Origin of the sequence: Anaerostipes rhamnosivorans, from assembly GCF_005280655.1 — a bacterium.
GTDB classification, from domain to species: Bacteria; Bacillota; Clostridia; order Lachnospirales; family Lachnospiraceae; genus Anaerostipes; species Anaerostipes rhamnosivorans.
On the sequence record NZ_CP040058.1, the window covers coordinates 1,323,972 to 1,335,000 of the forward strand.

At 43.8% G+C, this 11,029-nt stretch carries 12 protein-coding genes (1 of these 12 running past the window's edge); 7 read left to right on the forward strand and 5 right to left on the reverse strand.

The features are described 5' to 3' along the window. Positions 1–32 precede the first annotated feature (32 nt). The 5 genes from ffh (at position 33) to AR1Y2_RS06490 (ending at position 3,841) form a co-directional block, all read left to right on the forward strand. Positions 33–1,373: a signal recognition particle protein gene (gene ffh / locus AR1Y2_RS06470; protein WP_137328244.1), complete on the forward strand. Its 1,341-nt coding sequence runs from the start codon at positions 33–35 to the stop codon at positions 1,371–1,373. A gap of 46 nt (positions 1,374–1,419) precedes the next feature. Next, on the forward strand, positions 1,420–1,665 hold the full coding sequence (gene rpsP / locus AR1Y2_RS06475; RefSeq protein WP_009288711.1) for a 30S ribosomal protein S16: 246 nt from the start codon (positions 1,420–1,422) through the stop codon (positions 1,663–1,665). Between the two features lie 16 nt (positions 1,666–1,681). Continuing rightward, positions 1,682–1,909 (forward strand): KH domain-containing protein, encoded by a 228-nt coding sequence (locus AR1Y2_RS06480; protein WP_006568928.1) that lies wholly within the window; start codon positions 1,682–1,684, stop codon positions 1,907–1,909. Positions 1,910–2,017: 108 nt separating this feature from the next. After that, a complete protein-coding gene (gene xth, locus AR1Y2_RS06485; RefSeq protein ID WP_137328245.1) occupies positions 2,018–2,773 on the forward strand; it encodes an exodeoxyribonuclease III in 756 nt (251 codons plus the stop codon). A gap of 18 nt (positions 2,774–2,791) precedes the next feature. After that, on the forward strand, positions 2,792–3,841 hold the full coding sequence (locus AR1Y2_RS06490; protein ID WP_137328246.1) for an endonuclease/exonuclease/phosphatase family protein: 1,050 nt from the start codon (positions 2,792–2,794) through the stop codon (positions 3,839–3,841). A gap of 45 nt (positions 3,842–3,886) precedes the next feature. On the opposite strand, the gene AR1Y2_RS06495 is transcribed toward AR1Y2_RS06490, so the two are convergent. The 3 genes from AR1Y2_RS06495 to AR1Y2_RS06505 form a co-directional block, all read right to left on the reverse strand. Continuing rightward, entirely contained in the window at positions 3,887–4,360 is a 474-nt protein-coding gene (locus AR1Y2_RS06495) for a hypothetical protein (protein WP_137328247.1), read from the reverse strand. Between the two features lie 281 nt (positions 4,361–4,641). Then, positions 4,642–5,910: an ArsB/NhaD family transporter gene (locus AR1Y2_RS06500; protein ID WP_137328248.1), complete on the reverse strand. Its 1,269-nt coding sequence runs from the start codon at positions 5,908–5,910 to the stop codon at positions 4,642–4,644. Positions 5,911–5,957: 47 nt separating this feature from the next. Next, positions 5,958–7,226 (reverse strand): ArsB/NhaD family transporter, encoded by a 1,269-nt coding sequence (locus AR1Y2_RS06505; protein WP_137328249.1) that lies wholly within the window; start codon positions 7,224–7,226, stop codon positions 5,958–5,960. Between the two features lie 231 nt (positions 7,227–7,457). Between AR1Y2_RS06505 and AR1Y2_RS06510 the strand changes: the two genes are divergently transcribed. Further along, positions 7,458–7,907, forward strand: a complete 450-nt coding sequence (locus AR1Y2_RS06510; RefSeq protein WP_137328250.1) for a hypothetical protein — start codon at positions 7,458–7,460, stop codon at positions 7,905–7,907. Next, positions 7,873–10,527 (forward strand): InlB B-repeat-containing protein, encoded by a 2,655-nt coding sequence (locus tag AR1Y2_RS06515; RefSeq protein WP_137328251.1) that lies wholly within the window; start codon positions 7,873–7,875, stop codon positions 10,525–10,527. The genes AR1Y2_RS06510 and AR1Y2_RS06515 overlap by 35 nt, the downstream gene beginning before the upstream one ends. 66 nt (positions 10,528–10,593) lie before the next feature. Here AR1Y2_RS06515 and AR1Y2_RS06520 read toward each other — a convergent pair whose 3' ends face one another. Then, complete coding sequence (locus tag AR1Y2_RS06520; protein ID WP_137328252.1) at positions 10,594–10,794, reverse strand: hypothetical protein; 201 nt, start codon at positions 10,792–10,794, stop codon at positions 10,594–10,596. A gap of 51 nt (positions 10,795–10,845) precedes the next feature. Further along, on the reverse strand, positions 10,846–11,029 hold the final stretch of the coding sequence (locus tag AR1Y2_RS06525) for an S-ribosylhomocysteine lyase (protein WP_137328253.1). It continues 296 nt past the right edge of the window; only the last 184 of its 480 coding nucleotides appear in the window; the start codon falls outside the window, past its right edge — the gene reads right to left on this strand; it ends in the stop codon at positions 10,846–10,848.

Below are 11,029 nucleotides of genomic sequence, written 5' to 3' on the forward strand. Positions count from 1 at the left end.
CCGGCATCTGCGGCGGATTCAGGAGGATGTTTATGGCATTTGAAAGTTTATCTGAGAAACTTCAAAACGTATTTAAGAATTTAAGAAGCAAGGGACGTTTGACGGAGAATGACGTAAAAGCAGCCATGAAAGAAGTAAAAAGGGCGCTTTTGGAAGCCGATGTCAACTTTAAAGTCGTAAAGACCTTCATCAAAGCTGTCCAGGACCGAGCAGTGGGGCAGGACGTGTTAAACGGACTGAATCCGGGACAGATGGTGATTAAGATCGTAAAAGAAGAGATGGAAGCGCTGATGGGCTCCACGACCACGGAGATCCAGTTAAAGCCCGGCAACGAGATCACAGTCATCCTGATGGCAGGTCTCCAGGGTGCAGGTAAGACGACCACCACGGCCAAGCTTGCGGGCCAATACAAACAAAAGGGCAAACGCCCGCTTCTGGTAGCATGTGATGTTTACCGCCCCGCGGCGATCAAGCAGCTGCAGGTCAACGGAGAAAAACAGGGAGTGCCGGTCTTTTCCATGGGAGATAAGATGAATCCTGTGGACATCGCCAAAGCATCCATGGAACATGCAGCAAAGAACGGCAACAACATTGTCATTCTGGATACGGCAGGACGATTACATATCGATGAAGATATGATGACAGAACTGATTGCCATCAAAAGCGCCATCGATGTATATCAGACGATTCTTGTGGTCGATGCTATGACCGGACAGGATGCAGTCAACGTGGCAAAAGATTTTAATGAAAAAGTCGGAGTTGACGGCGTTATCTTAACTAAGATGGACGGCGACACCCGGGGAGGAGCTGCTCTCTCGATCCGCTCCGTAACCGGAAAACCGATTTTATATATTGGTATGGGAGAGAAGTTGGATGACCTCCAGCAGTTTTACCCAGACCGCATGACCAGCCGGATTCTCGGCATGGGAGACGTGCTGACACTGATTGAGAAGGCGGAAGCTACCGTCGATGAGGAAAAGGCGCTGGAGATGCAGCAAAAGCTCCGTAAAGCTTCTTTTACTTTCGATGATTTCTTAGAACAGATGGAACAGGTGAAGAAGATGGGCGGGCTTTCCGATATGCTGTCTATGATCCCTGGACTTGGGAATCAGTTAAAAGGTGCAGACCTGGACGACAGCATGATGGATAAGACAGCATCGATTATCTATTCCATGACAAAGGAAGAGCGTGCCAATCCTGAGATCATCAATCCTTCCAGAAGGAAGAGGATCGCAGACGGAGCCGGTGTGCAGATATCAGAGGTCAATAAGCTCTGCAAGCAGTTCCAGAACCAGAAGAAGATGATGAAACAAATGTCAGGTATGTTTGGTGGCAAGGGCGGCAAAAAAGGAAGATTTAAATTACCTTTTTAACGCTTTGTTATAGATATTAATAATAAAATTTATGGAGGTGAAACAGATGGCAGTAAAGATGAGATTAAAAAGAATGGGACAGAAAAAGTCTCCTTTTTATAGAGTGGTTGTAGCAGATTCCAGATCTCCTAGAGATGGAAAATTCATCGAAGAAATCGGTACTTACGATCCGAACCAGGATCCAAGTGTGATCAAATTCGACGAAGACGCTGCAAAAAAATGGTTATCTCAGGGTGCACAGCCAACAGATACTGTTGCAAAGTTACTTAAAGTTGCTGGAATTGAAAAATAGTTAGGAGGCAAAACGCATGAAACATTTGTTAGAAGTGATTGCAAAAGCCCTCGTAGATCAACCGGACGAAGTAACAGTAATCGAGCGTGAGACTGAAGATGCTTTAATCTTGGAATTACATGTTGCCCCAGGAGATATGGGAAAGGTCATTGGCAAACAGGGAAGGATTGCAAAAGCGATTCGGACTGTGGTCAAGGCTTCCGTTGATAAAGGCGACAAAAAGATTGTTGTAGATATACAATAAAGGTTAAAATCCTGTAATCAAGGTGTTATACTGAGATTACAGGATTTTTTTATTCCATATGAAAGGTATCCCTGTGGATAAATATATGATGACAAAAGGAGAAAGACTATGATTCAGTTGGTATCATGGAATGTAAACGGGCTCAGAGCCTGTGTTAAAAAAGGGTTTTTAGATGTGATGGAGCAGCTGGATGCAGATATTTTCTGTATTCAGGAGACAAAGCTCCAGGAGGGACAGATTGATCTGGAGCTTGACGACTATTATCAATATTGGAACTATGCTGAGAAAAAGGGTTACTCCGGAACAGCGGTCTTTACAAAGATAAAGCCTATGTCTGTGAGAAACGGTATCGGAGTGGATGAATTTGACCATGAGGGACGAGTCATTACATTGGAGTTTGAAGATTATTTCCTGGTGACCTGCTATACTCCGAATTCCCAGAGTGAGCTTGCAAGGCTGTCCTACCGCATGGACTGGGAAGACAACTTCAGGGAGTATCTGCTGAAACTGGAGGAGGAGAAACCGGTGGTGCTCTGCGGTGACCTGAATGTGGCGCATACAGAGATTGATTTAAAGAATCCAAAAACAAACCGGAAGAACGCGGGCTTTACGGATGAGGAGAGAGAGAAGTTCACCAAGCTTTTGGAGAGCGGATTTATTGATACGTTCCGGTATTTCTATCCGGATATCACGGAGGCTTACAGCTGGTGGTCATACCGTTTCAAAGCAAGAGAAAAGAATGCGGGATGGCGAATTGATTATTTTTGTGTATCCGAGGAGCTTGAGGAGCGACTGGCTGAGGCAGTGATCCACACAGATATTTTTGGCTCCGACCATTGTCCTGTGGGGCTGTTTTTGGAATAAGAGAAAGGACTGAGGCGAATGATGACGCTAAAAAAAGCGGCGAAGGCAGCGGCAGTGGTGATCACCCTTCTTGTTTTTGTGTTTTTAGGGCTGCTGATCTTTGTCACAGTAAAGGAGTATCGGCCCCAAAAGAAAGAGACCGTAAAAAAGTCCCATGGAAACAAGACGATTACCAGAGAAGAGCCTTTTACGCTGTTAAGCCTTAATACCGGCTATGCCGGCCTTGGAAGAGACGAAGATTTTTTCATGGACGGAGGCACAAAGGTACGGCCGGACAGCAAAGAACAGGTGGAAGAAAATATGGCCGGGATTGCCGGTATGCTCAAAGAAAATAAGGCAGATGCCTATTTTCTACAGGAGGTAGATCTGAATTCTAAAAGATCCTATTCCACCAACCAGAAGACCTACTATGAGAATGCATTGGGGCTGGGCGGGATGTTTGCCTATAATTTTAAAGTGGCATATGCCCCATATCCATGGCCTCCTATCGGTCATGTGGAAAGCGGTCTCACTACGCTGACAAACAGTAAAGTAAACAGAGCGGAGAGAATTGCCCTGCCGGAATCTTTTTCATGGCCGCTGAAAACGTGCAACCTGAAGCGATGCCTTTTGAAGACCAGGCTGCCCATCGAAGGGTCAAAAGCTGAGCTTGTACTGATCAACCTGCATCTGGAAGCCTATGATTCCGGAGAAGGAAAAGAGGCACAGAGCAAAATGCTCCTGAAAGTGTTGGAGGAAGAATATAAAAAGGGAAACTATGTGATTGCGGGTGGAGACTTTAACCAGACCTTTGAGGGGATCACAAAGTATCCGATCCGCAATAAAAAGGACTGGGTCCCGGGTGCTATCGGAAATGAGATCCTTCCGGAAGGTTTTCGTTTTGCGGTGGACGATACATATCCCACCTGCAGGCTTTTAAACAAACCTTATGAAAAAGATTCACAGGTTTATGTAATAGACGGATTTATCGTTTCGCCGAATGTAAAAGTGGAACAGGTGAATGTCATAAACTATCATTTTCAATATACAGACCATCAGCCGGTCCGGTTAAAGGTGCGGCTGCAATAAATCAAAGAGGAGGCTCCCTGTAATATGTACAGGAGAGCCTCCTCTTTAATCGGCCTCTTCCAAATTGATCTTTTCTGAAGCTTGATAAAGCTTAATGATATCTGTTAATGATTCTTCCATTTTTTCCTGGATGCCTACAAGTTTATCTGGTTCCACATTGTAATTCAAAAACAGTTTTTCAATATTTTCTGTCACATGGTGTCCCAAGTGCGAGATGATCAGGAAGGTATCAAAGTTTTTGCTGTTCTTGGCATTTACAAAACGCTTTAAGTCACTTTTGATAAACTCAAGAATTTCACGGTCGCTGGCAAACTTTCCGTGGATCATAGCATAAGGCTGCACCCGTTGCAGAAAGTATTTGTTGTGCCTGGTGATGTTAAAGACATAGGATACGATCAGTCCGTCCCCTAAGTCAAATTCAGCGATATGCATGATGCTGTTATATTCTTTGATGGATGTGGCGCCCAGCTGGCGCAGGTTGATATTAATAAAATCGCCGGTTACTGTGTTTTCATTCATAAAAATCCTCCTTATAAAGTACATATGCTGGTAATGTTATACCCAAAAGAGCACCTCCGTAAAGTGGCCCCTTTTGACTTATATTATTTGACTTTTTTGTGTTCTCTAAGTGTTACATATTCGTTCAAGCTTACTGGTAACTCATTAGTAAATAGATGTAATATCTTTCGAAAAGTGGCTCCTTTTTTGACAGAAGCCCATTTCCAGCAGATATTACGTCCATTTTCTACATGATTGGAGTGAGGCATTCTAAGAGCCGAACGGAAATCATGTGGAAAATGTCACGCAAATTTAATCAGTAAAAAGGCAGAGCAAACGACGATGGAAACCAGCATCATTGGAAATCCCACTTTAAAATATTTTCCGAAGGAGATGGGATATCCGGCATTCTTGCTGATGCCCGCCAATACCACGTTGGCGGAGGCACCGATCAGGGTGCCGTTTCCACCGAGGCATGCGCCCATGGAAAGTGCCCACCAAAGAGGCTCTGCTTGGATCCCGCTGGCCTGCATTGTCAGAATCATCGGAATCAGGGTCGCAACAAACGGAATATTGTTCAAGAATGAAGAAATCAATGCGGACACCCATAAAATGAGCATCATAGTAAAAATCATATTTCCGCCGGTCAGGTTCATCAGGCCATGAGCCAGGATCTTGATGATTCCTACTTTATCCAAAGCACCTACTACAATAAACAATCCAACAAAAAACAGGATCGTGGACCATTCTACATTTATTATAACATCTTCCGGGTCTTCTTTTCCAAGAAACATCATAAGACATGCGGCAGTGAGGGCAATGGTCGCAGATGTCACATGCAGCTGTGAGTGGAAGATGAAAGCGACGGCCACAAGGATCAGAACGATAATACTCTCTACCATCAGACGTTTATCCTTGATGGATTTATGTTCGTCCAGCTGCATGACCTTCTGTATGTTCTTTTCATCCACTGTCAGGCTTTTTCTGTAGATAAACCGATAGCAGATAATAGAGACGATCATAACCAGAACAACAGCAGCCCCGGTATTCTGGATAAAGTCCATAAAACTTAAATTAGCCGCTGTACCGATCATAATATTGGGCGGGTCACCGATCAGTGTGGCAGTACCTCCGGCATTGGACGCCATGATCTGTGTCAGCATGTATGGCACCGGATCGACCTCCAATATATTTGTGATAGCCAAGGTCATAGGCCCTACGAGAAGAATCGTCGTGACATTGTCAAGAAGTCCGGACAAAACCGCGGTAATGATAATAAAGACAACCATGATCGGCCATGGGCGTCCTTTTGCCAGCTTGGCGGATTTGATCGCTATGTATTCAAAAATACCGGATGTCTTGATCACAGAGACCATGAGCATCATACCCACTAAGATTCCGATAGTCTCCGCGTCGATAAAGCCCACGCAGTCTTCTATTGAAAGAATATGGGTCAGGACAAGGAGGATGGCTCCAGAAACAGCAGCAAGGGTGTTATTGACCTTGTTCGTAATAATGGCCGCCATCGTAATAAGAAAAATAACAATTGCAAGAATTTGATCTGCAGACATAAAACCCTCCTTAATATAAAAATCTTTTTAATATGTTACGAGTAAACTTATGCAAACCTGATCAACAGGAAAATAGAGCATATCAATACGGATAAGATCATCATAGGAAATCCAACCTTAAAGTATTTGCCGAAAGAGATTGGGTATCCCGCATTTTTGCTGATGCCGGATAGAACAACGTTGGCAGAGGCACCTACCAGAGTACCGTTTCCGCCAAGACACGCTCCAAGAGAGAGTGCCCACCAAAGAGGTGTCACATCCACACCGTGGGACTGGATCGTTATGATCATCGGGATCAGAGTAGCCACAAACGGGATATTGTCCAGGAAGGATGAAACCACTGCGGAGATCCAGAGGATCAGGATCATTGTCATGGTCATATTTCCCCCGGTCACAGAGAGCAGTCCATTGGCCAGTACTGTGATGACTCCGACTTTCTCCAGGCCGCCTACTACAATAAACAGTCCTACAAAGAAAAGGATCGTCGGCCATTCCACACTTAAAATAATATCTTCAGGATCCTGTCCGCCGATGATCAGCATCAGGCAGGCGGCAGCCAGGGCGATGGTTGCGGACTGCATTTTGAGCTGGTCATGAAAAATGAAACACAGCGCCACGATCACCAGGATGATCACGCTCTGGATCAGCAGCTTTTTACTTTTGATGGCCTTGGATTCATCCAGCTTCATAACTTCCTTAATATTTTTGTCTTCTACAGTCAGGCTGTTTCCATATATAAAGCGGAAACAGATCAGAGCTGCAATAATGACAAAGACAACAGCGAATCCTGTATTCAGGATAAAGTCGACAAAGCTGAGATTTGCCGCGCTGCCAATCATGATATTCGGAGGGTCACCAATCAGGGTGGCAGTACCGCCGATGTTGGATGCCATGATCTGTGTGATGATGTACGGAACAGGATTGACACCTAAAATGTTTGTGATGGCCAAAGTCATAGGGCCAACCAGCAGTACGGTAGTTACGTTATCCAAAAGTCCGGATAAAATGGCAGTGATAAAAATAAAAGTGACCATGATTGGCCACGGGCGTCCTTTGGCCAGTTTTGCGGCCTTAATTGCAATATATTCAAAGATACCTGAATTCTTGACAATCGCTACTAAAAGCATCATTCCTACCAGAATGCCGATGGTTTCAATGTCGACGGCTTCTACACATTCATCGATGGTTAGAATATGCGCCAAAATTAAAAGGACCGCACCTGTGATTGCGGCTACGGTGTTGTGAATTTTGTCTGAAATGATCGCAGTCATGGTGATTAAGAAAATAACAACTGCGATAATCTGTTGTGGTGACATGATATTTCCCCCTAATCATTAAAATTTATTCATATTGTATCATTTACAATCAAGATTTTCACAGTTTCTTGGTATGTTTTTTATTCAGAACAAAGCTGCCTGTCTATATTTAACCAATAGGAATAAGATATTTCACATGTTTTATTCTAACTTTTATTCAAATGTCCTTCTCTTATAACGATTTATTTTATGGAATAACAATACGAGATAAAATTTAGGAGGGAATTTATCATGAAAAAGAAGTGGAAACGTCTTGCTGTCTTTTTGGCATTGGTGGTAATCGGTACGGGCAACCATGTTTTATTTGCCTTGGATCAAAAGGAAACTAAAGATAGTTCAGAAAATGGAGTCAGCACAGAAGCAGTGGCGGCAGATGCCGTTACTGGGACAGAGAAACATCAAGAAGGCCTGGTTAATGAGAGGACGACAGAAAACATGGCAGCTTCTGTTTCCGAAAAAATAGAGGGCAAAGCGAGACTTCCAGAAATTGGGGGGGGGGGGGCGAGCAAAAAGACAGAAGCGAGCCTTAAAAAATACAGACAACCGAAAAGTCCAAAAGAAGAATATAGGAACAAAAACAAATACGGGACAGACTCTGCTGGATGTAAGCCAGGGAGATATTACAATAACACTTCATGGAGCCGTGGTGACAGCATCCGGAGGATCAGAAATTCTCAATGAGTCAGAGTTAAATGTCAAGGGGTACCGGATTACGGGTACAACAACACAATATAATGTTCAAGTAGAGAAGGATGTGACGGTGGACCTTACATTGGACAACGTGAACATTACCTGCGATACGACAAAAATGGATTGTATTAATGTATCCCACGCCAATGTAACAATGACATTAGAAGGAACGAATCAATTAATCTGCAATGCGGGTACTACCGGCGATGCAACAGGCGGCCCGACTTATGGAGCGGCACTTGCAAAAGACGGGATGGACGGACAACTGACAATACAGTGTGACAGGACAGAAGAAAAAGGCCATAAGTGTGACGATAACTGTGGCTCTTTGCTGGCAAAAGGGAACCCTGATTTATATCATGCCGGAGCGATCAGCAATGCAATGAGAAAAATAAATACTCCAAGTGAATGTGGATTTGCAAACTTAACAGTGAAAGGCGGCAATATTGAGGCCTTGGCAGGAAAGCATTCTCCGGGAATCGGGTCTATCTGCATATCAGAACATCAGGGCGGAGGATATACAAAAAATATCCGCATTACAGGAGGAAATATAAGGGCAGTTGGGACTGAGTATGGTTCGGGGATTGGATCTGGTTATGGAAACAAAGTTGACGGAATCTATATATCCGGGGGAACAGTAAATGCAACAGGAGGTGCATATGCTCCTGGAATCGGGGCTTCCAAGTGTGGGAACTCCCCAGTCTTCCCTAATCAGTCCATGATCACAACAAACATTGAGATCAGCGGTGGAGATACGGTTGTTATTGCAGTTGGTGATTCGGCCAGTTCCATGCCGGGCATAGGTTCCGGAGCCGGTAATTCCAAAGTTTCCAATGTTCTTGCATCGCCGGAGCTTGGTTATCAAGGGTACATTCAGGATGGAACTACGCTGGACCACTATACCTTTATGCAGGGGACACCATTTGCATCCACTACGGCAATTACCCTGGGACAATTCTGTACTAAAGTATATTTTGGCCCATACCGGGATGTCAATGAGATTGATCCGGACACAAAGGATCAAATTGGGGCTAATCATGTTATCAGCAAGACCGGAGGAGAAGAGTTTACTCAGAGCCAGCTCAAGAAACTGACCAAGGTTAACGGAAAAGAAGAAGACGGAACAAGTTTTAATGTTGAAGAACTGAACTTTAAAGATCCTAAACAAGTAGAAGTTATAAATAAAGCAAAAAAAGAGGGGAAAATCGGAGAATATCCGTTGACCTATTGTACCCCAAACGGGACAGAGGTAACTGTGAGCATTTTCTTGAGAGACTGCGGTACCGATGCGGCAGAATTTGATCCAGAACACCCAACGCCGTCGATCGGGGCCAATGGTTTTGAGAAGGAGACAGGGGGGAATCCTTTTACTGAGGAGGAGCTTAAGAATTATGGAGCTGTCAAAGGAAAGGATAAAGACGGAAATACAGTGCCATTGGATGGATTTACTCTGGATCCAGGACAATTTCAACAGATCAATGCGGCCAAGACAGCCGGAAAAACAGGCAGCTTTGACCTGACATATACGGCAGACAACGGAAGCAAGGTTACAGTGAAGATTTCTCTGATTCATTATGATGAAGTGACAGAAGATCCAGAAAATGATGAGATCATCAAGGCAATGCATATCATCAGCAAAACTGGAGGGGAAGCTTTTACGGAAGAGCAGCTAAAAGAGTTGTCCATTGTGAGGGCATTTGATGAACATGGAGATGAGATTCCGAGAGAAGATCTGGTCATCTCTGATCCGGAACAGGCTCGCAGGATTAATGAGGCGAAAGTGGCAGGGGAAATTGGAGATTTTTTGTTATCCTTTCAGACACCAAATAAAACAGAGGTGACAGTCACAGTCTTTTTGCGGGAAAAAGGGAGCGACGGTGCAAAAGCTGATAAAGAAACACCTCAAAGTTTGATCGCTGCCAATAACATCAGCCATGAAACCAAGGGAAAAGCCTTCAGTGAGGCGGAACTGATTGCTCTGTGCAAAGCAAAGGGAAAGGATGCAAGCCGTAACAATGCTCAGGTGAAGGCCGATGAAACACAAATGTCCCTTATTAATAAAGCAAAAACTGCGGGTAAAACCGGAAGCTTTGATCTGACATTCTCACTGTCAGACGGGACAAAAGTGACGGTCAAAGTCAGTCTCACTGGAAATCACAATGTATCTTTTGATCCAAACGGAGGAGATTACATACCGGAAACTCAGATATTGAGCGGGGGAAAGAAGGCAATAGAACCAAAGGAGCCAAAAAGGGATGGATATACCTTTGAAGGCTGGTACTACAAGGATGAGACTGGAAAGGAAGTCCGATGGGACTTTGGGACACCGGTGCATGAAGATTTGAAATTAATTGCCAAGTGGAAGAGGATTCCATCCAATGGCGGGGACAGTGAAGAAAACGATGGAAAGAAAACAGATCCAAAAAAGAAGAAAAGCCCGGATAAAAGATGGAATTATCATGAGATAGAAAATACCCAAAACGGTTCAAAGGATAAAACGGCTCCCAGAACCGGAGATGAAGCCGAAATACCAGGATTATTTGGGATCATTGGATTGAGCGGCATTGGAACTATGACACTTTACTATAGAAAGAAAAAAAGGTTTAAGTAAAGAACATTAAAAATACCTCGAATACGAAACTGGGAGTATTCGAGGTATTTCCTTGTTATATCATGTTTAAATTTTGTCTACGATCTGATCGTATAAGTCCAGGCAGCAATGACATTCTTCTTCCGAGAAATGAGAACAATTGAGACAGCTCTCACATTTGGTATCATCACCGGTGCTGACGTTCTTTATGGAATGATCGCGTCCGCATGGACAGTATTGGCTGCAGTTAACTGCTACTTCTTCATATATCTTATTTTGATCTGACATCTGATAAAGCCTCCTTATAAAATAAAAGTTACTTTATCAGTATTGACGAATCTATTCTGGATAATTCAAATTCTTTTCATTCGCTTTATAAAGGGAAAAGGTTAAGTATTTATCCGCAAGAAACTTTGCCATAGGAAGATTCATATCAAGATAGTTTCCGCAGTCTTTGGGGGATGCTCCGGGGACTTCACCCTCAAAATCCCGTATGAACTCAAATGTTTCTGTGACAAGGCCA

Coding starts and splice junctions, on each gene's coding strand:
- ffh (WP_137328244.1), top strand. CDS start 33: ATGGCATTTGAAAGTTTATCTGAGAAACTTCAAAACGTATTTAAGAAT.
- rpsP (WP_009288711.1), top strand. CDS start 1,420: ATGGCAGTAAAGATGAGATTAAAAAGAATGGGACAGAAAAAGTCTCCT.
- AR1Y2_RS06480 (WP_006568928.1), top strand. CDS start 1,682: ATGAAACATTTGTTAGAAGTGATTGCAAAAGCCCTCGTAGATCAACCG.
- xth (WP_137328245.1), top strand. CDS start 2,018: ATGATTCAGTTGGTATCATGGAATGTAAACGGGCTCAGAGCCTGTGTT.
- AR1Y2_RS06490 (WP_137328246.1), top strand. CDS start 2,792: ATGATGACGCTAAAAAAAGCGGCGAAGGCAGCGGCAGTGGTGATCACC.
- AR1Y2_RS06495 (WP_137328247.1), bottom strand. CDS start 4,360: ATGAATGAAAACACAGTAACCGGCGATTTTATTAATATCAACCTGCGC.
- AR1Y2_RS06500 (WP_137328248.1), bottom strand. CDS start 5,910: ATGTCTGCAGATCAAATTCTTGCAATTGTTATTTTTCTTATTACGATG.
- AR1Y2_RS06505 (WP_137328249.1), bottom strand. CDS start 7,226: ATGTCACCACAACAGATTATCGCAGTTGTTATTTTCTTAATCACCATG.
- AR1Y2_RS06510 (WP_137328250.1), top strand. CDS start 7,458: ATGAAAAAGAAGTGGAAACGTCTTGCTGTCTTTTTGGCATTGGTGGTA.
- AR1Y2_RS06520 (WP_137328252.1), bottom strand. CDS start 10,794: ATGTCAGATCAAAATAAGATATATGAAGAAGTAGCAGTTAACTGCAGC.